Source organism: uncultured Corynebacterium sp. (assembly GCF_947253065.1).
Lineage (GTDB): Bacteria > Actinomycetota > Actinomycetes > Mycobacteriales > Mycobacteriaceae > Corynebacterium.
In genome coordinates, this window is sequence record NZ_CAMXWS010000005.1 from 12,686 (window position 1) to 38,204 (window position 25,519).

Genomic DNA, 25,519 nt, shown 5'->3' on the forward strand with positions numbered 1-25,519 from the left:
CTCTACCGTTAAACCACTTCCGGCTGCGTTCGCAGCTACCTGGCCAGCGGACGCGTGGCGGGAGTGTGCTCCGGAATCGCCAGATAGGTCAACACTGCCGCCGCAGCTGCATTCGTTGCAGCATTCACTGTTGGTTCGTACTCCGGAAGGAATGTCGGCATGTGGTTGACGGGAACATCCGTGATCACGCGATTTTCTGCGACAGCCTTGTCCCAGACGGTGCGGGGAGTGGAGCCGATCAGCCAGAAAATATATGGCACGCCGAAGGCCAGTGGAATATTCGCGAAATCTTCCGACACAGTAGATGGCTCAGCATCCACAGAATCCGGGCCGAAGACTTCATCGAAGGTGGAGCGCACCGTCATGAATGCGCCACGGTCATTGTCCAGCAGCTCACCGTGGGCGAAGTATTCGAAGTGTGGCTCTTCCTTGATCCCGGAGGCATCGCATTCAGCGATGACGACGCGTTGGATGGCTTCGTAGACCTTGTTCTTTACTGCGTCGTTGTAGAAACGGCAGTTCACGACCAGCTCAGCGTGGTCCGGGATGATGTTATTAGTTGTGCCTGCCTTGACCTGGCCGACGGAGACCACAGCGAAATCACTGGGATTCACTTCACGGCCGACAATGCCCTGAAGGCGAAGAATGATGTGAGCGGCGGTGTACGTCGGATCGATAGCGGCGTGCGGCATCGAACCGTGTGCACCACGGCCGGGGATGCGGATCCGGATGGAGTCGCAGGCAGCGAACTGGGGGCCGGGCTTGGTCTGCACCTGCCCAGCACGACCAGGCATGACGTGCTGACCCAAGCAAATGTCCGGGCGGGGGATGCGATCGGTCAGCCCATCGGTGACCATCGCGGTCGCGCCCTGGCCGATCTCCTCAGCGGGCTGGAACAGCGCGATGAAGGAGCCTGCCCAATGCTCACGGTTGTTATCCATGATGTCGCACAGACCGAGCAGCGCGGTCACGTGCATGTCGTGGCCGCAGGCGTGCATGAGGCCTGTAACGGTGCCGTCGTCACGCGTGGCGGTGTCTTTTGATGCGTATGGTGCGCCGGTGGTTTCGGTGACGGGCAGGCCGTCGAAATCGGCGCGGAAAAGAACCGTGGGCCCTGCTGAGCCGCTGATTGCTTCACCGTTGTGGAATACCGCGACAATGCCGTAGCCGCCGATCGGTGCGATCACACGGCAATTGAAACGCTCCAACTCTTTCAGGATCCGTGCATGAGTGTTCTTCTCCTGCATGGACAACTCGGGATGGGCGTGCAGGTGCTCGTACAGCTCACGCTGCCATGCGGGATCCACCGTGTAGTTCTGCAGGATCTCCTTGATCGCGCTCGGATCGGCATGGACAGGCATGGGGACCGGGGCCTCCTTGAAGGATGAGAAAAATAGTTAGCACTTCTGGTGCATTCAACGTTATCGATTCAACACTGGGTTGTAGCGCAACGCATTAACCACCGGGGCACACTCGGTAGCAATGCGGATATCGGCAGCCACCTTTCCTTCGTCGCGAAGTTTGTACAAGCGGCTGACCATGCGGTCGCGAATATCGTACGGCGACAACGTGTTCACGTAGACCTTCGTTCCACCTTCAAAGCCTGCGAGAGTGGACACGCGCCACTTAATGTTGATGCGCCACGGCATCGGCAAATCCAAGTCGATCGGCTTGTGGTGCCACTCCTCATTGCACGGAACTTCTGGGCCGGTGCCGGCGTGCGCAGCGTGGAGCAGGTCAGCCATGCCGTTAACTTCTTCTTCTGCTTGAAGCCACGGCTCCGGCGTAGCGGACTTGGAATAGACGCTGATGGTGGGGTAGCGGTGGCCAATTCCCGCGCACATGATCGCCTGGTCATTCTCGGCGATGATCAGGTTGTGGTAGCTCGAATAATTGATGCCCCACTCGTTGTACATATTCGGATTTTGTCGCAGTTTCGCGATCTCCAGGTCGGCCTGGACACCGCGTTCGTCGATAGCAACGAGCTGCTTGTGAAGGTGATCGAATGATGCGCCAGCGGGGGCGAGCCAATTCTGGAACACCGATACATATGGCGCGTAGCGGTTGCGCTCGTAGAGATCACGCAGGGAATCGATGGTGAAGGCGATGAACGCGCGGTGCTCATCCAACGGGAGCGTGCCGGAGGATGCGAGCTGGCTTGAATCGGACGCATCGTCAACAAAGTGACGCCGTGCAATGATCACATCATGCCCGCCACCGAAATATGCCGGCACGTGGGCAAGCAATTCGTCTTCGCTCGGATTGCCATCGTGTCCCGATGCCTTTAACCGCGTGCGCACAATATCAAAAACATGGCGCCGCCCGGCATCGTCGGCGAGGTAACGCTCCATATGGTCATGCCGCGACTCGTCCATGCTGAAGCCGTAATTTTGCGCCCAGTAGTCATAAGAGACGATCTCGAAAAGATTAGGCACGCGTCGAAACGCAGCTTCAGTGCAGCCAAGCTCGTGGGGGAGAAGGTCACGCAGGATTTCCCATTTCCCGTTCGTGCGCACCATGCGCGATTTTTCAGGCGGCGTATTGAGCTGCTTATCGACGCAGAAATTACAGCTCGCCGTGAAATCATGCGGTTCGAGTGCATGTGGGTCAGTCTTCGGCACCTTGAGAGGGCGATTGCCGCGTCCCGGCACAGTCCACACCTGGGTTCCGGAGAATGGATTGAGCTGCTTGATGGTGCCATCTGCCATCGTGGTCAGTGGCGTGCGTGATACCGACAGCGAGGCTGCCTCGAGATGAGACATGGGATTCGGTGTGGGAATGGTCGTCTCTGTCATAAGACTCAAGGCTATTAGCTAGTCTGTCTGCATGCCGACGATCCAGTTTGACGTGCTTGTTCCCGATGATGCAGCAGGCAAGCAAGTAGAAGATGCTTTTGCCAGTGCAGTTGAAATCCTGGTCCGCCATGAGCGACTGACCTCTGGTGAGGTGACTCGTGATGTGGCGCCGGATGTCCGGGAGGACACGCTTGCGCAATTACGTCAGGCCTTTGAGGAAGAGCGAGGCGAGGAGCCAGGGGATGCGATCGTGCAGCGCTACCTCATCACCGCCGAGGGGGCGAGTTCGATGAATCAACTGGCCATGGGGCTTTCCCGCGTGCTCACCCCGAAGGCGGAACTGCCCAAGGACCCAGTGGCGTTGGAGCGCCAGCTGGATTTTGAGCTGCCTGCTGTTTATCCCTGGGCTGTTGAGGTATTGAGGTAGTCCACCGCCGCCTGCGCACCAGCTTGGACAAGTTGGGCACGGACATCTGGGAACTCTGACTGTTTGCCCAGCTCGACTGCTAAGACGCCTTCCGGGACATCAGTCTCAAATGTGCCTGCGACAATCGCTGCAGTCGTACCGGACTCAGCAGCTAGGTCCGTGATCACCGACGCGACCTTGCCTGCGACGGACTGCCCGTCATATTTGCCCTCGCCAGTAACGACAAAATTGGCTGCGGCGATTTTTTCCTTCAGCCCCTGCGCAGCCGCAACGGTGCGTGCGCCGGAAACGACGCTGACATGCTCAGTATTACCGTGCATGAGTTCAGACAGCCACGTAATGCCGATCGGCAGGCCGCCTGCTGCCCCGTAGCCAGGCTGAGTCGGATCCACACCGGTCACCTCGCAGAGGTGCTGTAGCGCCGCATCGACCTTCTCAACATCCTCAGGCGAAGCCCCCTTCTGCGGGCCGAATACATGAGCTGCGCCCTGGGGGCCGGTGGCAGGGAAGGCGGTATCAGACAGCAAGAGCCAGTCGACGGAGGCTGCCGGGATATTCACCTTCGCAGTGTCGAAGCTGTCCAGCTCGCCGAGCGCGCCACCACCATGACGCAGGGGATGGCCATCGGCATTGAGCGGGTTCGCGCCGAGCGCGACCAAAATGCCTGTGCCACCATCGATCGTTGCGGATCCGCCCAGACCAAGCACGATGCGGCGTGCGCCACGCGTTTGCGCATCGGCGATGAGAACGCCGGTGCCATACGTATCACCGGTGAGCGGAACTGGATTGTCCTTCACCGCAGGTAAACCGCTTGCGGCAGCGACATCAATATAGGCCGTTTCTTCAGTGGCGTTATAGACATAGCTTGCTTCGGTCAGGCGGCCCGCAGCATCGGTTGTGGGCAGTGTGATGGTTTCGCCACTAAAGAGCCCAGCTGTTCCCTCGCCCCCATCAGCCATGGCAATGTGTTCAATGTCACAGTCTACGATGATCGAGCGGATTCCTTCCGAGATCCACTCGGCAGCATCGGCTGCGCTGGCCGATCCCTTGAAAGAGTCTGGTGCGACGACTATCCGCATAGTTTCCGCATCAGCGACAAAATTCGCTGGTAAGCCCGCAGTTTCTTCGTCAACGGAAGAAGTGGAGGAAATTGGGTCAGTGTTCACCATGGCTGGCGTGCTCCTTTGTTTTCCAGTGGGCGAAGAGATGTCGACAAGTTTGTCCGATTCGCTAAGACGCTATCAATTTGGCCAGATTGATTTGTGATATAGGCCTCATATCGCCTTGACCAGACTATAGTTTCGTAGTTGTTGAGCAGTCAGAAGAAAGGATTGATATGACATCCAGCGAAGACCAGATCTCGGGCTATTACAACAAACTTCTGAAGCGCAATGCCGGCGAACCGGAATTCCACCAAGCGGTCGCCGAAGTTCTTGATTCCCTGAAGATTGTCCTGAATAAGGATCCTCACTACAACGACTACGGCCTCATTGAGCGTCTCTGTGAGCCCGAGCGCCAGATCATTTTCCGTGTTCCGTGGGTCGGAGACGACGGTGAAGTTCGCGTCAACCGTGGCTTCCGCGTCCAGTTCAACTCCGCGCTCGGCCCCTACAAGGGTGGCCTACGTTTCCACCCAAGCGTGAACCTAGGCATCATCAAGTTCCTGGGCTTTGAGCAAATCTTTAAGAACTCCTTGACCGGCCTGCCGATCGGTGGCGGCAAGGGCGGCTCTGACTTTGACCCGAAGGGCAAGTCTGATGCAGAGATCATGCGTTTCTGCCAGTCGTTCATGACAGAGCTGCACCGCCACATCGGTGAGTACCGCGATGTTCCCGCTGGCGATATCGGTGTAGGAGGCCGTGAGATCGGCTTCCTCTTTGGCCAGTACCGTCGCCTGACCAACGAGCACGAGTCTGGTGTCCTTACCGGCAAGGGCCTGACCTGGGGCGGTTCCCTGGTCCGCACCGAGGCAACCGGCTTCGGTGCCGTCTACATCACCAACAAGATGATGGCAGCCCACGGTGATTCCCTCGACGGCGCCAAGGTCATTGTCTCTGGTTCCGGCAACGTGGCTATCCACGCGATCTCCAAGGCGCAGGAGCTTGGCGCAACCGTCGTTGGATTCTCTGATTCCTCCGGTTGGGTAGAAACGCCGAACGGTGTTGATGTTGAGCTGCTGAAGGAGATCAAGGAAGTCCGTCGCGGTCGCGTTAGCGAGTATGTCGAAGAGTCCGAAGGTGCAACCTTCCATGATGACGGTTCTATCTGGGACATCAAGGCCGATGTCGCTCTGCCATGTGCGACCCAAAACGAGCTCGACGGTGAGCATGCACAGAAGCTCGTGGATAACGGCGTCAAGTATGTTGCCGAGGGTGCGAATATGCCGTCTACTGCTGAAGCAATCGAGATCTACCGCAAGAACAACGTCCACTTCCTGCCAGGCAAGGCAGCGAATGCTGGTGGCGTGGCAACCTCTGCACTTGAGATGCAGCAGAATGCTTCGCGTGACTCGTGGAATTTCGAGTACACCGACGCACGCCTGAAGGACATCATGGAGAACATCTTCCGCCACACTTCGGCTACTGCAGCTGAGTACGACCATGAAGGTGACTATGTTGTCGGTGCAAATATCGCTGGCTTCAAGAAGGTTGCTGACGCAATGTTTGCGCAAGGCGTGGTCTAAGCCCGCCTAGATTTTCCTCCGAGACCTTTTCGGACACGCGCCCCGGCTTGCCGGGGCGTTCGTTGTTTCGCCAGTACTGTTGGGCTCATGTACCGCGTATTTGAAGCTCTCGATGAACTGGTCAACACCGTCGAACAAGCCTACGGCGTTCCGATGACGTCGAATTGCATGGTTCCGCGCAACGAAGTGCTCGCGCTTCTCGATGACATCCGTAATGCCTTCCCCGTCGAGATCGACGACGCGCAGGATGTTCTGGATAAGCAAGATGAAATCCTTCGCGGTGCTGAGGACCGCGCTGATGCGATCATTGGAGACGCAGAAGCGGAGGCCCAGCGCCTGGTTACTGATGCTCACAATGAATCCGAATCTATGCTGAGCGATGCTCAGCAGCGTTCGACGTTGATGGTTTCCAATGCTGAAGAGGATGCGGATAACACCGTCTCTCGCGCACGTGAAGAGGCGGAGCAGATGGTGGAGCGTGCTCGTCGAGAAGCCGAGCGCCTTGTTGCAGACGGTAACGAGTCCTACGACCGTTCCGTGGCTGAAGGCCTGGAAGAGCAGCAGCGCCTTGTCTCCGAGGCTGAGGTCACCCGCCGTGCCGATGAAGAGGCACACCGGATCGTGGAATCTGCCCACGCCGAGTCCAGTCGCCTGCGCGGTGAGTGCGATGAATACGTGGACGGCAAGCTTGCCGAATTTGAGGAAACTCTGAGTGGTGTACTGCGCACCGTCACCTCCGATCGTTCCGCTCTGCGCCACGGCGCCGGCGCTTCCGGCCGCTACGAGCGTGAGGTGCGCGGCGACCGCGGTGAGCGTGGCGGCTACGCACGCTAACTCTCCCGGCGCTCGGGCAATGACCGCAATGTATTGTGGGGTGCGTTATGGCTACTAACCCGTTTGTTGTGGATGTGTCGGAAGCCCTGCATGGCGATGGACTTCCGGTGACCACCACCCAGACCGGCCCGGCGCCCTCGCGCATCGGCCCGGAAATGATCGCCATCCCCGAAGGCCAAGAGGTTTCCATCGAGTCGACCATCACCCCGCTTGGCGGGGGAGTGCTCGTCGATGCAACCGCTACTGCCCAGCTCAAAGGCCAGTGTGTGCGCTGCCTGCGTGAGCTGACCCCGACGGAGGAGATTCGTGTCTCGCAGGTCTTCTCAGGCTCCGATGACTTCATTACCGGCGATGCTGCTGATGAGGAAGATGATGGTTCTGGCGACGATGTCGCGCAGATCATCGATGACACTGTGAACCTCGAGCAGGCTTTCATCGACGAGGTGGGCTTGAATCTGCCGTTCAACCCGGTCTGCGAGCCGGCTTGCCCCGAGGATTCGGATGTCCCCGCCGCTGACGGTGTGTCGGGTGAACGGAACGACCTGGTGGATCCGCGCTGGGCTGGGCTGGAGAAATTCCTCACGTCCGAAGACAGCGACGATGCTGGTTCTTCTTCCGAGAAATAGCTGGAGGGGACGTGCCACGCGCAAAGAAAAATAAGATCCCTGGCGATCAGGCTTTGGCCCAGGCATTCGCCGCGGTTGATCACACCCCGTTGCTGGAACAGCTCGGTGTGGAGATCAACCCGGACCACCTGTGCTTGGCGTTGACGCACCGTTCGTTCGCGAATGAGCACGGGACGTTGCCGAATAACGAGCGCCTTGAATTCGTCGGCGACGCGGTGCTCGGGTTGACTATCGCGAATGCCCTGTTCGAGAAATTCCCTTCCCGCCCCGAGTCGGATTTGTCGCCGATGCGTGCGCGCATCGTGTCGCGCTATGGGCTCGCCGAGGTTGCTCGCGAAATCGGGTTGGGAAATCACGTTTTGCTGGGCAAAGGCGAAGAAACCACAGGTGGCCGCGACAAGGACTCGATTCTTGCAGACACGACTGAGGCTGTGCTCGGCGCGATTTACCGCCAGCATGGCTTCAACACCACGCGCGATGTGATCTTGCGTCTTTTTGAAGACAAGATCGACAACGCTCACTGGATCCAGGACTGGAAGACCGAGCTGCAGGAGCGTGTAGCCGAGCTGGGTGGGCACCCGCCGGTATACACAGCCACGGCCGAAGGTCCCGAACACGAGCAGGTTTTCACCGCGCAAGCGCTTATCGACGGCACGTCGCGCGGCACTGGCCGTGGCCACAACAAGAAGACTGCTGAGCAGAATGCGGCACGTGAAGCCTTCTTCTTCCTCAAGGATCACCCCGAGACGATCGCGTTGCGGAAGGGGTAAGGGGGAGTGCCGGAACTCCCAGAGGTGGAAGTAGTCCGTCGTGGACTCGATGTTCACGTGGTCGGTTCGACATTCCGCAGCGTTGAGGTGCTTCACCCGCGCGCAGTACGTGACAATGATGTCGATCTGGCAGAGATCCTTCCTGGACTGACCATTACCGGCACTGATCGCCGCGGAAAATTCTTGTGGCTCACGCTTTCCGACGGCGCAGCCCTGCTTGTTCACCTCCGCATGTCCGGCCAGATGCTCGTGGGCGACCCCGGCATGGTTGATAGCCCGCACCTGCGGATCCGGGCTGAGATCAAAGGACACGAAGGCGTGAAAGAGCTCGCCTTCGTGGACCAGCGCACGTTCGGGTCGTGGCAGTATGTTCCGCTGACCACTCCGGAGCCAGGAGCAGGTAGGCCAGTTCCGGTGACGATCCCGCACATTGCACCGGATCCTTTTGAGCCAGAGTTCGATGTGGTTGCCACCGCCAGAAGAATGCGCACAAAGAACGTGGCAGCGAAGACTCTTCTGCTTGACCAATCTGTGGTCAGCGGCATCGGTTCGATCTATGCCGATGAAGCAATGTGGGCAGCAGGGGTCAAACCGATTCGCAAGGGCAGAGCTCTGCGCCAGCGTGATGCCGTGGCATTGCTCGAAGAGTCCCGGGCTGTGATGGCCCGTGCACTCGAAGCTGGTGGCACCAGTTTTGATTCGCTCTACGTCAACGTCAATGGTGCGAGCGGATACTTCGCACGTTCTCTGAATGCTTATGGCCGGGCAGATGAGCCTTGCGCACGGTGCGGCACCCCGATCGCTCGGACTGTGATCAATGGCCGGTCGAGCTATTACTGCCCGAGCTGCCAAACACGTTGATGTCACCCGAATCCTAGAAATCGGCCCCCGGAAATAATGGGGCCAATCACATGCCGTATAGAATTTTCGGCATGGAAAAACTCGAGTCGTTTGTGGCAGACTCTGTCAACGACAACCTCTGGAAAGTCATCCCATTCCTGCTTCTCGCAGCGGGCATCTACTTTGGCCTTCGCACGATTTTTGTGCAGGTCCGCATGGTTCCGGACATGTTCAAGGCAGTGGCCGAAAGCCCGAAGGGCAAGGACCGCGACGGGCGCGACCTTGATGAAGAATATGGCGGCATTTCTGCCTTCAAGGCATTCACCATTTCGGCTGCCTCACGCGTGGGCACCGGCAATATTGCCGGTGTTGCGCTGGCTATCACCATGGGTGGCCCAGGTGCAGTGTTCTGGATGTGGATCATCGCGATTGTCGGCGGTGCCACGGCTTTCGTCGAGTCGACGCTGGCTCAGCTGTGGAAAACCAAGGACGCGGACGGCAACTACCACGGTGGCCCTGCGTACTACATCACCCGCGGCTTGGGTGAGAAGTGGAAGCCACTGGCAGTGATCTTCGCGCTGGCGATCTCGATCACCTACGGCTTCATCTACAACGCGATTCAGACCAACTCCATCGTGGAGGCAGTCGGCGGTTCTTTGAATAATGACTCGAATACGTTGAAGACGGTCGTTGCACTTTCCCTCGCTGCTGTGACTGCTTTGATCATCTTCGGTGGTGTGACCCGCATTGCGAATGTAACTCAGGTGGTCGTGCCGTTCATGGCAGGCGCCTACATCATCGTTGGCATCCTGGTGCTTGTTGTGAACTACAGGGAGATCCCGGGGATGTTCTCGCTCATCGTTGAGCACGCTCTGGGCATCAAGGAGATCGCTGGTGCGACCGTCGGTTATGCATTCATGAACGGTATGCGCCGCGGTCTGTTCTCCAATGAGGCTGGCCAGGGCTCTGCACCGAATGCTGCGGCAACGGCTACCGTTTCGCACCCGGTCAAGCAGGGGCTTGTTCAGACCCTTGGCGTGTACTTTGACACCCTCGTGGTGTGCACGATTACCGCGTTCATCGTCCTGCTCGGCCCGGCTCCGATTTACGGCGAGGAAATTCAGGGCGCGGCACTGACCCAGTCGTCGCTGTCTGATTCGGTTGGCGCTTGGGGCACGCACTTTGTCACCTTTGTTTTGTTCTTCTTGGCATTCTCTTCCGTGCTCGGCAATTACTATCTTGCGCAGGCGAATGTGGAGTATCTGACCAAGAAGAAGTCGGTGCTGACCGCTTTCCGCATCGGTGTTGTCGGCTTTGTCATCTTCGGTGCATTCGGTTCCCTGCCGCTGGTGTGGGCGCTCGGCGACACGATGACGGCCACCATGGTGTTCATCAATCTCATCGCGATCATCCCTCTCGGTGGCATTGCCTTCAAGCTGCTCAAGAACTTCAGCGAGCAGCGTGCCCAGGGCATTGATCCGGTCTTCCACCGTGACATGCTGCCGGAGCTGAAGAATGTCGAGTTCTGGGACGGCTCCGACCCGGTCACTCGCCGCAGCGCCGAGGACCGCGTCACCGTTGACGAAGCACGCCGCGATGGTGCTGCTGAAGATACCGATGAGGGTGGTCTGACCCGCATCTAAGATGGTGCCCATGAGCACCACACGCATGACAGCTTTTGTCACCGGCCACGTTCAGGGCGTCGGCTTTCGCTGGTGGACCCGCAGTCGGGCCCTCGAACTCGGTTTGGCTGGTTATGCGAAAAACCTGCGCGACGGCAGGGTGGAAGTAGTGGCGGAAGGGGAGCGGCAGGACGTCGATAAGCTTCTTGTTTTGCTTGAGGAGCAACCTTCGTCCGCCGACCGCCCTGGATCGGTGAGCGTTGTCGTGCCGCAATACTCCGAACCGAAGGGCGCAACTGGTTTTGAGGAGCGGTAGAAACTACCGCTTCAATAAATCAAGCACCAAGGCAGGCAGCCCCATGCGCCGCGTGACATCTGAGGAGGGGGACAGCTGGGGGTCGGATTCTTCAGAACTGGACTCACGGTAGTCATCGCTGCGCAGAGGCGAGCAGCCTAAAGCTCGTTGGGTAAGATCAGCACAATGCACCTGACTTCGCTGACGCTCAAAGGATTCAAGTCCTTTGCGTCTGCGACGACGATGAAATTCGAGCCGGGTATTTGCGCGGTTGTCGGACCGAATGGCTCAGGAAAATCGAATGTGGTTGACGCGCTCGCGTGGGTGATGGGCGAGCAAGGCGCGAAGAATCTGCGCGGCGGGAAGATGGAAGATGTCATCTTCGCTGGCGCGGGGGAGCGCAAGCAGCTTGGCCGCGCGGAGGTGACGCTGACCTTCGATAACACGGATGGTCGCTTGCCCATTGAATATTCCGAGGTTGCTATCACGCGTCGTATGTTCCGCGACGGCGCCAGCGAGTATGAGATCAATGGCTCCAAAGCACGCCTGATGGATATCCAGGAGCTGCTCAGCGATTCGGGCATTGGCCGCGAGATGCACATCATTGTCGGCCAGGGCAAGCTCAACGAGATCCTCGAATCGCGTCCGGAAGATCGTCGCGCGTTCATCGAGGAAGCCGCGGGTGTGCTCAAACACCGTCGGCGCCGAGAGAAGGCGCAGCGCAAACTCACCGGTATGCAGGCGAACCTCGACCGCCTCACTGACCTCACCGACGAGCTCGGCAAGCAGCTCAAACCACTTGCACGCCAAGCAGAGGCCGCACAGCGCGCGGCGACGGTCCAGGCGGATGTCCGCGACGCACGCTTGCGCCTTGCGGGCCACCGGGTGGTCACGCTGAGAGCATCGCTTGACGACGCTTCCCGTACCGCCCACCTCCAAGCCCAGCAAGTTGAAACCGTGACCGAACAGCTGACTGAAGCGGAGACGCACCAGTCTGAGGTTGAAGAATTGCATCAGGTAGCCTCCGCGAATTCGGAACGGGCGCAGCAATTGTGGTTCGGGCTGTCCTCACTCGCTGAGCGCACATCGGCGACATTGCGTATCGCTACTGAACGTGCGTCCCACGTCGGTGACACGACTGAGTATCGTGGCCAGGATCCTGATGAGTTGATTGCGCGTGCTGAACGTGCAGAACAGCAGCATGCGGAAGCGCACGCGGAATTTGAAAAGGCAGAGGCCCACCGCAAAGAGATCGCGCAGCGGGTCGAAGAGCTCGCCGAAAAAGCTCGCGCTGCTGAGGCTGAACACATGGCGCAGGTGCGCGCGATTGCTGACCGTCGTGAAGGCGTCGTGCGCTTACTCGCCCAGGAGGAGAGCCAAGTAGCAGCGGTGGAATCCGCAAAGCAGGAGATTGAACGGCTCGCCGCTGCCGCGGAGGAAACCAGAGCCCGTGCCCAGGAAGCGGACGCGGAAGCCCAAGCAGCTGCAGAAAAGGTCACTGAGATTGCGCGTGGACGTGAACCACTCGAGAACGCACATGTTCGTGCCACCGCCGAGACCGATGCTGCTGAGCAGCGCCTGGAGCAGCTCCGTGCGGAGCAAAAGGCGAGGGAGAAGACCGTCTATTCGCTCTCCGCACGCATTGCCACGCTGAGTGAGACTGCGCCGGTCGCGGAAGCAGCAGATGTCCTGGGTGAGAACTTCTCGCCCGTTGCGGACCGCATGAAGCCGAATCAGGGCGTGGAAAAAGCCCTCGCCGCGGCGCTCGGGGCACATGCCGAAGCACTCGCCGGAAATATCGACGATAAAGCTCTCGCAGAAGAGCTCGGTAATGCCTCCCGCGTGGTGGTCGTCGATAGTGCTTCGGGCGGACAGTCTTGGCGCCTCGACGGAAAGCCTCCCGCTGGCACGACCTGGCTCCTTGATCACGTGAACCTCGACGATGACGTGGTCGGCCCAATTACTCGCATCCTCGTCGATGTTGTGCTTGCCGACGATGTTGCTTCTGCGCGCCGGGCCGTTGCCGATGATCCGCGCTTGCGTGCTGTGACTCCAGACGGTGTCATTGTCGGTGAGGGCTGGCTGGCAGCCGGTTCCGGCGGAGCATCCAGCGTGGAGGTGGCAGCTCAGATCGAGGCGGCCACGACAGAACTCGAAGAGGCACAGGCAAAGCTCGATGAGCTCTCCGGCACCTTTGAAGGCGCGAAGATCGCAGCTGAAGAAGCTCGCGTGGCAGCGGCATCCGCGAAGGCCGCGTTGAAAGAGCACGACGCGCAGGCTGAATCCTGGAAGCGCGATCACCAGCGGTTGGTCAAGCAAGCGGAGCAGGCAAAGAAGCAGCACGAAGCTTCAGCGAAGCAGGCGAATGAGGCGGATATTCGGCTTAGTGGACGTGAGAAATCACTCGCTGAGACTCGCGATCGACTTTCCCGCGTTGAGCGCCCGGATTCCGATGAGGAAGCTGATGCGACAGCACGTGATGAAGCGAATGCTGCACTGACGCAGGCGCGCTCGCAGGAGATGGAGGCGACGCTTAACGCGCGTTCGGCGCAACAAGCGGTCGATAATGTCGCGGGTAGGGGAGCGGCGCTGCGTCGGCAAGCTGAACACGAGCGACAGGCAAAGGCCCGACATGACGCAGCGATGGCACGTAAGCGTGCACAAGCGCAGCTCGCGCAGGCCGTCGCGGAACACGCACGGGATCTCGCCGCGCGTATCGCAGAATCGCTCGAGCACGCCACCGAGCGTCGCGATACCCTCGCCACGGACGTGAAACAGCTCGCCGCCCGCCAGTCCCAGGCGCGCGATAAAGTCAGCGCGCTACGGCAACAGCTTGCCCGGCTCGGCGACACATCGCATGCCGCGGATATCGCGCGCGAGCAGGCACAAGTGCGTATCGACGAAGCCGAAACCAAGATCGTCGAACAGCTCGGAATCGCCATTGATGATCTGTTGGCCGATTACACGCCTGCCGAGGATTTCAACGAGGCAGAAGAAAAGAAGCGCCTGAAGAAAGCGGAGAAAGATCTCGCCGCTCTGGGCAAGGTCAACCCTCTCGCGCTTGAGGAGTACAAAGCGCTCGAGGAACGCTACAGCTTCTTATCCACCCAACTCGCCGATGTGGTCCAGGCAAGGAAGGACTTGGCTGGGGTGATCGATGACGTCGATAAGCAAATCTTGCAGCTTTTCACTGATGCCTGGCACGACGTCGAACGCGAATTTCCGCGCGTGTTCCAAACCTTGTTCCCGGGCGGCGAGGCGCGCCTTCTGCTCACCGACCCATCCGACATGCTCACCACCGGCATTGAGATTGAAGCGCGCCCGCCCGGTAAAAAGGTCAAGCGTCTGTCGCTTTTGTCCGGCGGCGAGAAATCACTCACCGCGCTGGCGATGCTCGTGGCTATTTTCCGCGCGCGTCCCAGCCCGTTCTACGTGCTCGATGAGGTCGAAGCGGCGCTTGATGATGTCAATCTTCGTCGCCTCATCGCCCTGCTTGAAGAGCTCCGAGAGGACTCGCAGCTCATCGTGATCACGCACCAGAAGCCCACGATGGATGTCGCGAATGTGCTCTACGGCGTGACCATGCGTGGCGACGGCGTCACCCGCGTCATCTCCCAGCGCATGAACCCCGCGCCACGCGATTAGTGCGCCGGGCGAAGCTTCAGGCCCTTGCCCGCTTTGCCCAGGTACGCGTGCGTGCCATCGACGTAGAACGTATTGCCGCGAACCAGCGCCCCGCGCACTGCGGAATCATAAAGCTCAAGCTCAATCGGGCACCCCTTCATGGTCACGGGGCGGTCTTCAAACGTGTACGTTGCACGCTGCTTATCCACGACGAGCGCCACCCCGAACCCATTGCACGCCCCGCCTTGGACGAGGTACGTATCTTGGTGCGACGCTTCGTCACTGCGCGAAAAAGCAATCGTGTCGCCCATCGGCTGCGATGCCGTCTGCCATTGACCGCGGAGGATCTCCTCGACCTGCTCAGGAGTGGCCTTCTGCGCATTCGCAGGCAAGGGAACCACAAGTTCTGTCGACTCAGCTTCTTTCGGCGATCTGAACGCGCCGAAACCAGCCGCAGCAGCTAGCGCAACAACCAATGTGGTGATCACCGAGATGGCGATGGCGAAGATGGGGTTTTTCAGCACGTTCAGATTCATAACCAGTAGCCTAGTCTCTTCATGCTGGTCATCGCGTGATATTGCATATTCTGCTGGGGCGGGGGGGATCCGAAGGCAGACTGTTCGCACGATCGGTGGCACACTGGTGCGCATGATGAATTCAACTGTTCTGTGGGTCGTCGTCGCCGTCGTCGTGGTGCTCCTCGTCGTTGTGGGCATCCTCGTCGTCGTTGGCAACAACCGAAAGAAGTCGAAGACTGTCTCCTTTGACAAGAAGGAACTGGATGGGCAGAAAGAGCTCACCCAGCAGGAGAAATCCGGCAATTACCAGGCCAAGGGTGGCTTCAACTTCGCTCCCGCCGGCGCGCCGACCTCTGAAAAAGAGCCCGTGCGTGTCGACGAACCGTTGAACCCCAACACCCCCACCGAGACCGAGCAGATCGCCCCGACTCCCGATGCCGACGTCGATCCCGTCGCTGCCGGCGAGACCGAGACCGAATTGATCGAACCCGATCCGGCAGAGGTCGAACCACTTAATGCGGAAAAGCCCGCTGAACCGGAGACACCTGAAGAGTCTGAAGCGCCTGCAGAACCAGTAGCGGACGAGGCACCGGAAGAGCCAGCAGAACCTGTCGTGGAAGAAGCACCGGAAGAGAAGCCGGCAGAGGTTGAGCCGGAGTCTGCGCCGGAACCGGAGCCACAGCCTGAGCTTGATAGCGAGGCTGAGGCGCAGGAAGCCGCAGAAGCAGCGCAGTCTGCGGTTGATGCGGCTGAGGAAGCCCGCGAGCAAACCCCGGCGCCGACCGGTAAGACTGCAGCAGCTGCTGGGAGCGCAGCGGCCGCCGGCGCGGCTGGTGCAGCTGTCGCCGGTGCGGAGTCCGAAAAGGCTGAAGAAGCAGCAGAAGAGCCTTCGGCGGAAACGGAAGAGACTGAAGCAAGCGTTATCGAGACCGAACCGGTCCCAGAGGAGAAGCTGGACGATATTGAGCCGGCAACGGGGCGCATCGGCAAGCTGCGTGGCCGCCTGTCCCGCTCACAGAATGCGATTGGTCAAGGCCTACTGGGCATTCTCACCGCGGGTGACCTTGATGAGGATGCGTGGGAGGAGATCGAGGACACGCTGATCATGGCGGACCTCGGCGCAGAACTGACCATGAAGGTCACCGAATCGCTGCGCAAGAAGATCGCGGAGCGCGGTGTGTCCACCGAGGCCGAGGCACGCGCAATGCTGCGTGAAACCCTCATCGAAGCAGGCAAGCCGGAACTGGACCGCTCGATCAAGGCAATGCCGAACGATGGCAAGCCCGCTGTCATTCTCGTCGTGGGTGTCAACGGCACGGGCAAGACCACGACTACGGGCAAGCTCGCACGCGTACTCATTTCTATGGGCCACAGTGTTGTGCTCGGCGCCGCGGATACATTCCGCGCGGCAGCGGCCGACCAGCTGGAAACATGGGGTCGCCGCGTTGGCGCTTCCACGGTTCGTGGCAAGGAAGGTGCAGACCCAGCATCGGTGGCTTTCGACGCAGTCAAGACCGGTGTGGAGCAGCAAGCAGATGTCGTGCTCGTCGATACTGCTGGTCGCCTGCACACCTCGACTGGTCTGATGGATCAGCTGGGCAAGGTCAAGCGCGTCGTCGAAAAGAAATCGCAGGTCGACGAAGTCTTGCTGGTGCTTGATGCCACCGTCGGCCAGAACGGTCTGACCCAGGCGCGTGTGTTCAAGGACGTCGTGGAAATCACCGGTGTGGTGCTGACCAAACTGGACGGTACTGCCAAGGGTGGCATCGTGTTCCAGGTTCAGGAAGAGCTCGGTGTGCCGGTCAAGCTCGTCGGTCTGGGTGAGGGTGCAGATGACCTGGCACCGTTCGAGGTAGAAGGCTTCGTTGACGCCTTGCTGGGCTAAAAACTTTCAGAAGCAAACAGAATATTAATGCGGCATAGAGAGTGATCTGTGTCGCATTTTTTTCCGCCGAATCTCACTGGGGCTCTAGGTTTACGGTTATTTCGGTCAAAACGACCACAACCGAAAACCCAAAGAGATCTTGTGAGGTGATGAAGGTGATACCCGATCAAACTGCCACGATGGCAGGAAACGCAAGCTGGGTGCTTGCATCAGCAGCGGTGCGTACATCGTCGGGGCAAATGGTTATGCAAACGTCATTGACATTGTTTTCCAGCTCGCATTCGCGGTGATTTCAGCTGCGATTATTTCGGCGCGATCGCGAGCCGCGTCAAGATCAAGCTTGAAATCGTTGTCACCGACGAGCAAGAAAAAGCCGCAGTGGACGCGATTCTTCAGGCTGCTCACACTGGCGAGGTCGGCGACGGGAAAATCTAGGTCACTCCTGTTGAACGGGTGATTCGGGTGCGCACGGGGGAGACGGACGAGGACGCGATCGTCGATTAGCACCGTGCTTAAGCCCTTTGCTTATCGGCTCCGAACACCGGCACGCTAGGGTATAGGGAAGATTTTGTAAAACCTCTACCGTCCTTCCAAGGAGCGTGCCACTCGTGTTCGAGTCATTGTCCGACCGCCTGCAAACAGCGCTCAAAGGTCTGCGCGGCAAGGGCAAACTCACGGAAGAGGACATCAACGCCACCGCCCGTGAGATTCGCATCGCCCTGCTCGAGGCCGATGTCTCCCTGCCCGTTGTCCGTGCATTCATCAAGCGAGTCAAAGAGCGTGCACTCGGTGCGGATGTCTCTGAAGCGCTGAATCCGGCGCAGCAGGTCATCAAGATTGTCGACGAGGAACTGACCAATATCCTCGGCGGTGAGACCCGCAGGCTGAACCTGGCAAAGAACCCGCCGACAGTGATCATGCTGGCTGGTCTGCAGGGCGCTGGTAAGACCACCCTGGCCGGAAAGCTGGCGCTGCACCTGTCCAAGAAGGGGCACACCCCGATGCTGGTCGCGTGTGACTTGCAGCGTCCGGGGGCCGTGCAGCAGCTGGAGATCGTCGGTAAGCGTGCTGGCGTTCCTACCTTCGCGCCGGACCCGGGCACCTCCCTGGACTCCAGCGAGCACGAAATGGGCACCTCGCACGGTGACCCAGTCGATGTGGCGAAAGCGTCCATTGAGGAAGCACGCCGCACGCAGGCTGACGTGGTCATCATCGATACCGCAGGTCGCCTTGGTATCGACGAGACGCTCATGACCCAGGCTCGCAATATCCGCGATGCCGTCAACCCGGATGAAGTTCTTTTCGTCATCGATTCCATGATTGGTCAGGACGCGGTGTCAACCGCGCAAGCCTTCGCTGATGGCGTCGACTTCACTGGTGTCGTGCTGACCAAGCTCGACGGTGATGCCCGCGGTGGCGCCGCCCTTTCGATCCGTGAGGTCACCGGCAAACCGATCCTGTACGCGTCGACGGGCGAGAAGCTCGAAGACTTCGACATCTTCCACCCAGACCGTATGTCCAGCCGAATCCTCGGCATGGGTGATCTGCTTTCGCTCATCGAGCAAGCAGAAGCAACGATGGATCAGAAGAAGGCGGAAGAAGCCGCCATGAAGCTGGGCTCGGGCGAACTCACGCTCGAGGACTTCCTTGATCAGCTCCTCATGATTCGTCGCATGGGGCCGATCGGCAATCTGCTCAAGATGATGCCGGGTGGCAAGCAGATGAACGAGATGGCCGACATGGTCGACGAGAAGCAGCTCGACCGCATCCAGGCCATCATCCGCGGTATGACGCCAGCTGAGCGCGAGGACCCGAAGATTCTCAACGCTTCACGTCGCAAGCGCATCGCTAACGGTTCCGGTGTCACTGTCGCTGAGGTGAACAAGCTTGTCGAGCGTTTCTTTGAGGCGAAGAAGATGATGGGCAAGATGGCCAACCAATTTGGCCTCGGCGGGATGCCGGGCATGCCGGGAATGGGCGGCCGTTCCGCGACGAAGAAGAAGCCGAAGGGCCGCAAGGGCAAGAACGGCAAGCGCAAGCCCGCGAAGCGCGGTGGCGGCGGCCCGAAGATGCCGGGCATGCCGGGAATGGGCGGTATGCCAGGAATGCCGGGCATGGACCCCAACGCGATGCGAAAGATGCAGGAGCAGCTTCCGGCAGGCATGGAAGGCATCGATTTGAATAACCTTGATTTCAACGAGGCCATGAAGCGCATGGGGAAGGGCAAATAAAAGCCCGCTTATCGACGTAACGCCCGACCGCAACACGCGGCCGGGCGTTTTCTGTTGCGCCTTATTGGGCGCCTAGTTCAGGAAGAATCTCTGGGTTTTGTTCCAGACTTGGCTCACCGACGCCACCGGCATTCGGGTCAGCGACCGGTTCCTCCGGCAGATCGGCCTTGTCCGGGTCGACCTCCGTCTCGGCTGCTGCATCGCCGACGTTGATGCCCAGCTCAGTGAAAATTTCCTGCAGCTTCGCCCACAGCAATGGGGCAGTGGAAGCCGCGAAGGCATTAGAGACATGGTTCTGGTCGCGGTAGACGTAGATATTGCCGATGATCGGCGGGCACAGCTCTTCCTCGCAGTACCAATCAGCGGTGTCCAAACCCCACTGCTTGTTTTCGGGGAACAGGAACTGGGGCATGGGATCGCCTTCACCGAAGACGGTCGAGCGCAAAGTCGAGCACGCCTCGATGACATTACCAGCAATCATGCACTCATTCGGGTCCATGTGGGCGCCTTCGCGGCTGAAGACCCATGGGTTATCGCGCAGGCCGAGGAATGGGATGTCATTCGCTTGGAGTTCTTCCCACACCGTTGCGTAAGAGAACGGAACAATATCTGGGCCCGGGCTGCCTTCACCGGCGCGACCTTCCGGACGGGTGGCGGTAGAAATCGCCAGGTCGGGGTTGATTTCCACGATCTTTTTGAACGCGTTGCGGGACCATTCGGCGCACTCGGGGCTGACGGTGTCGGCGTCGTCAAGCACCATGGGGCAGGCCTGACGGACGAAAGGAATGACCTTGAAACCGTGCTCCTTGCCCAGCTCATCCAGCGGGACCAGCCACGGTTCGGAATGTGAACCGCCGAAGAGAACCACGGTAGTCTCAGCTTCCTTGTCGCCGTAAATGCAGTCGGCCCCCGGCATGAGATCAGATGGCTGGTCCATGAAAATCATGCAGCCATCGGTCACGGTCGGCGGGTAGATATCCGCGATCACCGTCGGATCCGGCTTCGGCTTCGCGTTGGGCACCTCGGCACCAAAGTGAGCCATGGCGCCCGGGTATGTATCCGACGCCAAATTGAAATTAGCGTTGTTCACCTCGCGTGCCCACAGCGGCTGAATGGCCAACACGCCAGCGATGATCGCGGCGATCAAAGCGCCACCGACGGCACGTCCACGACCCTCTGAGGTGGACAGGCTTGCACGTGCAGCCTTGACCGGCTTGTCACCTGCCTTCGGGCGCTTGCCGTGCTGACGCAGCGGATCCTCCACCAGCGTGTAGGTGAGGTGCGCCAGACACAGAGACAGCGCGATGACCAAGATGCCAAGACCGATCGTCGGGGTCGGGCGACCCGACTTCACCGTGAACAAGATCAGCAACGGCCAGTGCCACAGGTACAGCGAGTACGCGATCTTGCCCAGCCACAGGATTGGGCCCGAAGAAAGGACACGCGCCACCTTATGGTCGGGTCCGCTCATGACCACCAGTGCAGCACCGAGCAGCGGCAGCAATGCAGCCGGGCCCGGGAATGCCAGGGAGGTCGAAATAACGATGCCGGTCACAGCGATTGCTGCGACACCGAGGCCAGCTGCCACACCGCGGGCCTTTTCAGGGATCACATTCGCCAACGGCAGCATTGCAAGGAGGGCACCGAACGCCAGCTCCCACATGCGCGACGGGAACGCGTAATAGTTCTCAGGGGTGCCCACCAAACCGAAACGAGAGGCATACGCGAACGACGCCACAGCAGTCACCGCCAAAACGACGATGATGCCGCGACGCAGAATCTTGTTGCTCACACCCAGCCGGGAAGCAAGGAAAGCCACGATGATGCCGAAGGTGATAGCAACGACATAGAACTGTCCCTGCACACTCATCGACCACAAGTGCTGCAGCGGAGAAGTATCAGAGCCCGCAGCTGCATAATCAAGGTTCTGCGCTGCCAATTCGTAGTTTTGGTAGTACAGAATCGACGCAGTGAACTGGCGTGCCAGCTCATTGCTCATGATCTCTGGGGTGAGTAGACGGATTCCGGCATAAATCGCCGCAAGCACCAACGCCAAAGCAGGCAACAGACGACGCGCAGTACGCCAGAATGGCCACCACGGATTCAACGATGGGTTCGGGCGCATTGCGTAGCGCAGCTGGGAGCCCATGAAGAAGTAGCCTGACAACAGCAAGAACACGTCCACGCCACCGGACACGCGTCCAACGAAGACGTGGAACAGCACTACGAGGGCGATGGCAAGGCCACGCAAACCGTCAAGATCATTGCGGTAGACCTGTTTCGGCGCTGGCTTCGTGTCCTGTGATTGCTGGGCGGTAACCGTTGTCGTCATTGCGTCAATAATCCGTAGAAAACTAGAAAATCCGTGGAGTTGGTAAATGCGAAAGAACGGCGACGGGCCGTGCCGAAAAGCACGCCGATTAGTATTCACCCTGTGTCGTTCTGTGCAGACCTTACCGCTGAATAATGCAGAACCTGTTATCCCGCACGTCGTTTTGGCGTGGGACTAAAAGCGGGGGTAGAGTATCTCGGGTTGAAGCACGCCCACTGAACGTGAGTGTGCCGCAACAGAAGCTGCGTTAGCGCCGGACCCGGCAGGGAACCATCACATGGACCCGTACCGACCGGCCAGTCACACGCAGGTGAAATTGAAGGGTTGAACCGGCTCGTCGATAAGCGGCGAGCGTCTGCACTGCCCAGTGACCAGTAAAGGACTTTTAAACATGGCTGTAAAGATCAAGCTGCAGCGCGTGGGCAAGATCCGCAACGCCCAGTACCGCGTTGTTGTTGCTGATGCCCGCACCCGTCGCGATGGCCGCGTCATCGAGAACATCGGCATCTACCACCCGAAGGAAGAGCCGTCCCTGATCAAGATCGATTCCGAGCGCGCTCAGTACTGGCTCGGCGTTGGCGCTCAGCCGACCGAGCCCGTTGCTGCACTGCTCAAGGTGACCGGCGACTGGCAGAAGCACAAGGGTGAGGAAGGCGCCGAGGGCACCCTCAAGGTTGCCGAGGAGAAGCCGTCCAAGCTTGACCTGTTCAACCAGGCTCTCGAGGAAGCTTCCAACGGTCCGACCGCTGAGGCCATCACCGAGAAGCGCAAGAAGGCCAAGGAAGAGGCAGAGGCTAAGGCAGCTGCTGAGGCTGAGGCTGAGGCCAAGGCTGCCGCTGAGGCAGAGGCCGCTGAGGCTGCTGAGGAAGAGGCAGCTGAGGAAGCTCCGGCCGAGGAGTCCGAGGAGAACTAAGCTCCTGTAGCTCCTCGCCCAAACGGGTGATCACCCCTTTTAGCTGCGTACACTGGAAGAGAAAGTGTTGCACAGCTAGAAGGGGTGTTTTTCATGTCTCGTACATATCTGGTCACTGGTGGTACCGGTGGAATCGGTGGTGCGACGGCAGAGCTGCTGCGCTCCCGTGGGCACAAGGTGATCACTGCGGATCTCAAGGGCGCAGACATCAACTGTGACTTGACGTCCGAAGCGGGCCGCAAGGAGCTCGCAGAGAAGGCTCGTGAGCTCAGCGGTGGGCAGCTGAATGCTGTCATCGCAAATGCTGGCATGCAAGCCTCGACGCCGAAGACCGTCCAGCTCAACTATTTTGGCGCCATCGCCACGGTGGAGGGCGTGCGCGATCTGCTCGCCGCTTCCGACAATCCGCGCGCGGTGATCACCGCTTCGATGGCTTCGCTGCAGGACACCGACCAGCAGCTTCTCGACGCATTGTTGGCCGGCGACGAAGCCGCCGCCACCGAGCGCGGCCAGGCATTGGCAGATCAGGGCCCGGAGGCTGGGTACGCGAATTATTCGGCCTCGAAGCAGGCGATTGCTCGTTGGGTGCGTAAAAATGCGCCTACGGAGCAGTGGGCAGGCGCTGGCATCGCACTGAACGCGATCGCACCGGCTGTGGTCGTCTCGCCGATGACTGAGCAGTTGCGTAATACCGAAGAAGGCCTGGCACAGCTCGCTCAGGTGCCCATGCCGTTGAATGGTTGGACTGAGCCGATCCAGGTAGCCAAGCTGCTGGCGTGGCTGACCAGCGAGGAGAACACACACCTGTGTGGCCAGGTCGTGTTCGTCGATGGTGGCTTTGATGCAACCGTTCGTGGTGATTCGACCTGGTAAACACCACGTACGCTAACTGCCATGCGCCGAGCCAAGTGAAGGTTCGGCGCTGGTAGCCTTGGCTGCCATGGAATTGCTGATCGGCCGGGTAGTCAAGTCCCATGGCGTGAAGGGGGAGGTCGCCGTTGAGGTGACCACAGATGAACCGGAGGTACGGTTCGCGGTCGGGGAGGTCCTTACCGGCCGGCAAGCGGGCAAAGAGCGTGAGCTGACCATCAAGACAGTGCGCGCGCATCAGCAGCGTTTGCTCGTCAGCTTCGAGGAAGTGCCGGACCGCACGCAGGCAGATTCCTTGCGCGGCATGAAATTCTTCGCCGCACCGCTTGAGCGCGAGGAGGAATCCGACGAGTACTACGACCATGAGCTCATCGGGCTTAACGTGCTTCACGACGACGCACAGGCCGGCACCGTCACCGGCATCATGGACACCCCGAACCGAAAGATCCTGGAGATCGATTACCAGGGCAAGGATGTTCTTGTGCCTTTCGTGATGGAGTTCGTCCCGGAGATTGATCTGGATGAGGGATATTTGGTGATCACCCCGCCGGAAGGGCTGTTGGATGTCTGATCACTCGTTGCGGATCGACGTTGTCACGATCTTCCCGGAGTACCTTGACCCGTTGCGTCACGCGCTTTTGGGTAAGGCGATCGAGCAGGGAATTCTCTCGGTCGGAGTGCATGACCTGCGAGACTGGGCGACCGGAAACCACAAATCCGTGGATGCGCCGCCGCTCGGTGGAGGGCCAGGCATGGTCATGTTGCCGGAGGTGTGGGGCAATGCTCTCGACGATGTTGCCTCCGGCCGTGCCGGTACGGAATTGGAAACAGCCGCGGCGCACCGGAATGACAAATTGCGGCACGACGATGTCGCAGAGATCGCACCCCGCCCATATGACGCACCCATGAGTGACAATGCGGACAAGCCTTTGCTGCTCGTCCCGACGCCGGCAGGCAAGCCTTTCACCCAAGCTGATGCGCAGGCATGGTCGCGCGAAGAGCACATCGTTTTCGCGTGTGGCCGCTATGAAGGTATCGATCAGCGGGTCTTCGAGGACGCGCAGAAGAAATACCGCGTCCAGGAAGTCTCCATCGGTGACTATGTGCTCATTGGTGGGGAAGTAGCGGTGCTCGTGATCGCGGAAGCTGTCACGCGCCTTATTCCTGGTGTGCTGGGCAATACCGAGAGCCACGAAGAGGACAGCTTTTCGGACGGGCTGCTCGAAGGGCCGTCGTACACAAAGCCGCGACAGTGGCGTGGCCTCGATGCGCCGGAGATTCTGCTTTCGGGCGACCACGGCAAGATCGCACGCTGGCGGCGCGACCAATCTTTGGAACGCACCCGACGCGTGCGACCCGAGCTGATTGAGAAGGCGAGGGAAGAAGGGGCCCTGGACGCAGATGACCTGTTCACTCTTGACGCAGCCGAGCTATCAACAGATATCGGTGTGATCATGAATGTGGTGACGTGGGAAAAGAACCAATCCAAGGTGGCCAAGAAGCTTCGTCGTGCCGGGTATTTCGCCGACACGATCCAGGTTGAGCTTATGGACACGCGCTGCGAGCCAGACAACGTGCTGGTCAACCAGTACCACGCCACTGAAGACGGTCCGTTGCTTGATCCTGTGTACCGCGTGGTCGTTGAGGGGCGCACGACGTTGAGCCCGCAACAAGCTACAGCGGCAGTGGTGAAAGCTCTTCCCGGTGTTGAGCATTGGTACGGGACGACGCGCCGCAAATAAGCGGATTTGGGAAGCTACCGGCTCGTATGCAAGAATGTCTGGGTCATGTAGCCGACATGAACCAGTTGAGCGCCCCAGGAGGGGAAGTGCCGCTAGGGTCCTCTGTCCAAATCTGAAAAGGAATTCTGCCATGTCCAACGGCATTATCGACAAGGTCGACGCAGGCCAGCTGCGCGACGACATCCCGGACTTCCGTCCCGGTGACACCCTCGGCGTTCACGTCAAGGTTATCGAGGGCAACGTCACCCGTACCCAGCTCTTCGAGGGCTTCGTAGTCCGCCGTCAGGGCGGTGGCATCCGTGAGACCTTCACGGTACGCAAGATCTCCTTCGGTATCGGCGTTGAGCGTACCTTCCCGGTTCACTCCCCGAATATCGACCGCATTGAGGTGCTGCGTCGCGGCCGTGTCCGCCGCGCGAAGCTGTACTACATGCGCGATCTGCGCGGTAAGGCAGCCCGCATCAAGGAGCGTCGCTAAGCGACGCGTCACGCCCCCTCCCGTTCCACTTTTC

The 25,519-nt window shown here is 59.6% G+C and carries 22 protein-coding genes; 17 read left to right on the forward strand and 5 right to left on the reverse strand.

Annotated features, from left to right (window positions below):
- Window positions 1-35: 35 nt before the first annotated feature.
- Together Q0X21_RS02255 and Q0X21_RS02260 are read right to left on the reverse strand one after the other, a co-directional pair.
- Complete coding sequence (locus Q0X21_RS02255; protein ID WP_297850073.1) at window positions 36-1,361, reverse strand: amidohydrolase; 1,326 nt, start codon at window positions 1,359-1,361, stop codon at window positions 36-38.
- Between the two features lie 60 nt (window positions 1,362-1,421).
- The gene (locus Q0X21_RS02260; protein ID WP_297850140.1) at window positions 1,422-2,762 is read right to left on the reverse strand and encodes a DUF4921 family protein; all 1,341 of its coding nucleotides are present in this window, start codon (window positions 2,760-2,762) and stop codon (window positions 1,422-1,424) included.
- 64 nt (window positions 2,763-2,826) lie between these two features.
- Here Q0X21_RS02260 and Q0X21_RS02265 point away from each other — a divergent pair, with 64 nt between their 5' ends.
- On the forward strand, window positions 2,827-3,222 hold the full coding sequence (locus Q0X21_RS02265) for a hypothetical protein (protein ID WP_297850074.1): 396 nt from the start codon (window positions 2,827-2,829) through the stop codon (window positions 3,220-3,222).
- Here Q0X21_RS02265 and Q0X21_RS02270 read toward each other — a convergent pair.
- Entirely contained in the window at window positions 3,192-4,301 is a 1,110-nt protein-coding gene (locus tag Q0X21_RS02270; RefSeq protein WP_297850142.1) for a glycerate kinase, read from the reverse strand. The two genes, Q0X21_RS02265 and Q0X21_RS02270, sit on opposite strands and share 31 nt — an antisense overlap.
- 257 nt (window positions 4,302-4,558) lie before the next feature.
- Between Q0X21_RS02270 and gdhA the strand changes: the two genes are divergently transcribed.
- The 8 genes from gdhA (at window position 4,559) to smc (ending at window position 14,537) form a co-directional block, all read left to right on the forward strand.
- Window positions 4,559-5,905, forward strand: coding sequence for an NADP-specific glutamate dehydrogenase (gdhA, locus tag Q0X21_RS02275; protein WP_297850075.1), 1,347 nt, complete (start codon window positions 4,559-4,561; stop codon window positions 5,903-5,905).
- 87 nt (window positions 5,906-5,992) lie between these two features.
- On the forward strand, window positions 5,993-6,739 hold the full coding sequence (locus tag Q0X21_RS02280) for a DivIVA domain-containing protein (RefSeq protein ID WP_297850076.1): 747 nt from the start codon (window positions 5,993-5,995) through the stop codon (window positions 6,737-6,739).
- A gap of 47 nt (window positions 6,740-6,786) precedes the next feature.
- Window positions 6,787-7,365 carry a DUF177 domain-containing protein gene (locus Q0X21_RS02285; RefSeq protein WP_297850077.1) on the forward strand — a complete coding sequence of 193 codons (579 nt, stop codon included), beginning with the start codon at window positions 6,787-6,789 and terminating at the stop codon, window positions 7,363-7,365.
- 11 nt (window positions 7,366-7,376) lie between these two features.
- A complete protein-coding gene (rnc, locus tag Q0X21_RS02290; protein ID WP_297850078.1) occupies window positions 7,377-8,135 on the forward strand; it encodes a ribonuclease III in 759 nt (252 codons plus the stop codon).
- A 6-nt stretch (window positions 8,136-8,141) separates the two neighbouring features.
- The gene (gene mutM, locus Q0X21_RS02295) at window positions 8,142-8,996 is read left to right on the forward strand and encodes a bifunctional DNA-formamidopyrimidine glycosylase/DNA-(apurinic or apyrimidinic site) lyase (protein WP_297850079.1); all 855 of its coding nucleotides are present in this window, start codon (window positions 8,142-8,144) and stop codon (window positions 8,994-8,996) included.
- A gap of 71 nt (window positions 8,997-9,067) precedes the next feature.
- Window positions 9,068-10,618, forward strand: coding sequence for a sodium:alanine symporter family protein (locus tag Q0X21_RS02300; RefSeq protein WP_297850080.1), 1,551 nt, complete (start codon window positions 9,068-9,070; stop codon window positions 10,616-10,618).
- Window positions 10,619-10,628: 10 nt separating this feature from the next.
- A complete protein-coding gene (locus Q0X21_RS02305) occupies window positions 10,629-10,913 on the forward strand; it encodes an acylphosphatase (RefSeq protein WP_297850081.1) in 285 nt (94 codons plus the stop codon).
- A 165-nt stretch (window positions 10,914-11,078) separates the two neighbouring features.
- Window positions 11,079-14,537, forward strand: coding sequence for a chromosome segregation protein SMC (gene smc / locus Q0X21_RS02310; RefSeq protein ID WP_297850082.1), 3,459 nt, complete (start codon window positions 11,079-11,081; stop codon window positions 14,535-14,537).
- On the opposite strand, the gene Q0X21_RS02315 is transcribed toward smc, so the two are convergent.
- Window positions 14,534-15,052 carry a hypothetical protein gene (locus Q0X21_RS02315; protein ID WP_297850083.1) on the reverse strand — a complete coding sequence of 173 codons (519 nt, stop codon included), beginning with the start codon at window positions 15,050-15,052 and terminating at the stop codon, window positions 14,534-14,536. The genes smc and Q0X21_RS02315 overlap by 4 nt on opposite strands.
- A gap of 115 nt (window positions 15,053-15,167) precedes the next feature.
- On the opposite strand from Q0X21_RS02315, the gene ftsY reads away from it, so the two are divergent.
- From ftsY to ffh, 3 genes are all read left to right on the forward strand, one after another.
- Complete coding sequence (gene ftsY, locus Q0X21_RS02320; RefSeq protein WP_297850144.1) at window positions 15,168-16,919, forward strand: signal recognition particle-docking protein FtsY; 1,752 nt, start codon at window positions 15,168-15,170, stop codon at window positions 16,917-16,919.
- Between the two features lie 345 nt (window positions 16,920-17,264).
- Window positions 17,265-17,354 (forward strand): P-II family nitrogen regulator, encoded by a 90-nt coding sequence (locus Q0X21_RS02325; protein ID WP_297850146.1) that lies wholly within the window; start codon window positions 17,265-17,267, stop codon window positions 17,352-17,354.
- Window positions 17,355-17,527: 173 nt separating this feature from the next.
- Window positions 17,528-19,150 (forward strand): signal recognition particle protein, encoded by a 1,623-nt coding sequence (gene ffh, locus Q0X21_RS02330; RefSeq protein WP_297850084.1) that lies wholly within the window; start codon window positions 17,528-17,530, stop codon window positions 19,148-19,150.
- Between the two features lie 61 nt (window positions 19,151-19,211).
- On the opposite strand, the gene Q0X21_RS02335 is transcribed toward ffh, so the two are convergent.
- Window positions 19,212-21,482 carry an acyltransferase family protein gene (locus Q0X21_RS02335; RefSeq protein ID WP_297850085.1) on the reverse strand — a complete coding sequence of 757 codons (2,271 nt, stop codon included), beginning with the start codon at window positions 21,480-21,482 and terminating at the stop codon, window positions 19,212-19,214.
- 391 nt (window positions 21,483-21,873) lie between these two features.
- On the opposite strand from Q0X21_RS02335, the gene rpsP reads away from it, so the two are divergent.
- The 5 genes from rpsP to rplS all read left to right on the forward strand — a co-directional run bounded on the left by rpsP (window position 21,874) and on the right by rplS (window position 25,485).
- Window positions 21,874-22,395: a 30S ribosomal protein S16 gene (gene rpsP / locus Q0X21_RS02340; protein WP_297850086.1), complete on the forward strand. Its 522-nt coding sequence runs from the start codon at window positions 21,874-21,876 to the stop codon at window positions 22,393-22,395.
- 93 nt (window positions 22,396-22,488) lie between these two features.
- Window positions 22,489-23,268, forward strand: a complete 780-nt coding sequence (locus tag Q0X21_RS02345) for an SDR family oxidoreductase (RefSeq protein ID WP_297850087.1) — start codon at window positions 22,489-22,491, stop codon at window positions 23,266-23,268.
- Between the two features lie 67 nt (window positions 23,269-23,335).
- Window positions 23,336-23,836, forward strand: coding sequence for a ribosome maturation factor RimM (gene rimM / locus Q0X21_RS02350; RefSeq protein ID WP_297850088.1), 501 nt, complete (start codon window positions 23,336-23,338; stop codon window positions 23,834-23,836).
- A gap of 7 nt (window positions 23,837-23,843) precedes the next feature.
- Complete coding sequence (gene trmD / locus Q0X21_RS02355; protein ID WP_297850148.1) at window positions 23,844-25,007, forward strand: tRNA (guanosine(37)-N1)-methyltransferase TrmD; 1,164 nt, start codon at window positions 23,844-23,846, stop codon at window positions 25,005-25,007.
- Between the two features lie 130 nt (window positions 25,008-25,137).
- The gene (rplS, locus tag Q0X21_RS02360) at window positions 25,138-25,485 is read left to right on the forward strand and encodes a 50S ribosomal protein L19 (RefSeq protein ID WP_297850089.1); all 348 of its coding nucleotides are present in this window, start codon (window positions 25,138-25,140) and stop codon (window positions 25,483-25,485) included.
- Window positions 25,486-25,519 lie beyond the last annotated feature (34 nt).

What these genes read in the sequence shown, in the direction of transcription:
- Q0X21_RS02255 (WP_297850073.1), bottom strand. Translation starts at nt 1,361, where the DNA reads ATGCCTGTCCATGCCGATCCGAGCGCGATCAAGGAGATCCTGCAGAAC.
- Q0X21_RS02260 (WP_297850140.1), bottom strand. Translation starts at nt 2,762, where the DNA reads ATGTCTCATCTCGAGGCAGCCTCGCTGTCGGTATCACGCACGCCACTG.
- Q0X21_RS02265 (WP_297850074.1), top strand. Translation starts at nt 2,827, where the DNA reads ATGCCGACGATCCAGTTTGACGTGCTTGTTCCCGATGATGCAGCAGGC.
- Q0X21_RS02270 (WP_297850142.1), bottom strand. Translation starts at nt 4,301, where the DNA reads ATGCGGATAGTCGTCGCACCAGACTCTTTCAAGGGATCGGCCAGCGCA.
- gdhA (WP_297850075.1), top strand. Translation starts at nt 4,559, where the DNA reads ATGACATCCAGCGAAGACCAGATCTCGGGCTATTACAACAAACTTCTG.
- Q0X21_RS02280 (WP_297850076.1), top strand. Translation starts at nt 5,993, where the DNA reads ATGTACCGCGTATTTGAAGCTCTCGATGAACTGGTCAACACCGTCGAA.
- Q0X21_RS02285 (WP_297850077.1), top strand. Translation starts at nt 6,787, where the DNA reads ATGGCTACTAACCCGTTTGTTGTGGATGTGTCGGAAGCCCTGCATGGC.
- Q0X21_RS02300 (WP_297850080.1), top strand. Translation starts at nt 9,068, where the DNA reads ATGGAAAAACTCGAGTCGTTTGTGGCAGACTCTGTCAACGACAACCTC.
- Q0X21_RS02305 (WP_297850081.1), top strand. Translation starts at nt 10,629, where the DNA reads ATGAGCACCACACGCATGACAGCTTTTGTCACCGGCCACGTTCAGGGC.
- smc (WP_297850082.1), top strand. Translation starts at nt 11,079, where the DNA reads ATGCACCTGACTTCGCTGACGCTCAAAGGATTCAAGTCCTTTGCGTCT.
- Q0X21_RS02315 (WP_297850083.1), bottom strand. Translation starts at nt 15,052, where the DNA reads ATGAATCTGAACGTGCTGAAAAACCCCATCTTCGCCATCGCCATCTCG.
- ftsY (WP_297850144.1), top strand. Translation starts at nt 15,168, where the DNA reads ATGAATTCAACTGTTCTGTGGGTCGTCGTCGCCGTCGTCGTGGTGCTC.
- Q0X21_RS02335 (WP_297850085.1), bottom strand. Translation starts at nt 21,482, where the DNA reads ATGACGACAACGGTTACCGCCCAGCAATCACAGGACACGAAGCCAGCG.
- rpsP (WP_297850086.1), top strand. Translation starts at nt 21,874, where the DNA reads ATGGCTGTAAAGATCAAGCTGCAGCGCGTGGGCAAGATCCGCAACGCC.
- Q0X21_RS02345 (WP_297850087.1), top strand. Translation starts at nt 22,489, where the DNA reads ATGTCTCGTACATATCTGGTCACTGGTGGTACCGGTGGAATCGGTGGT.
- rimM (WP_297850088.1), top strand. Translation starts at nt 23,336, where the DNA reads ATGGAATTGCTGATCGGCCGGGTAGTCAAGTCCCATGGCGTGAAGGGG.
- rplS (WP_297850089.1), top strand. Translation starts at nt 25,138, where the DNA reads ATGTCCAACGGCATTATCGACAAGGTCGACGCAGGCCAGCTGCGCGAC.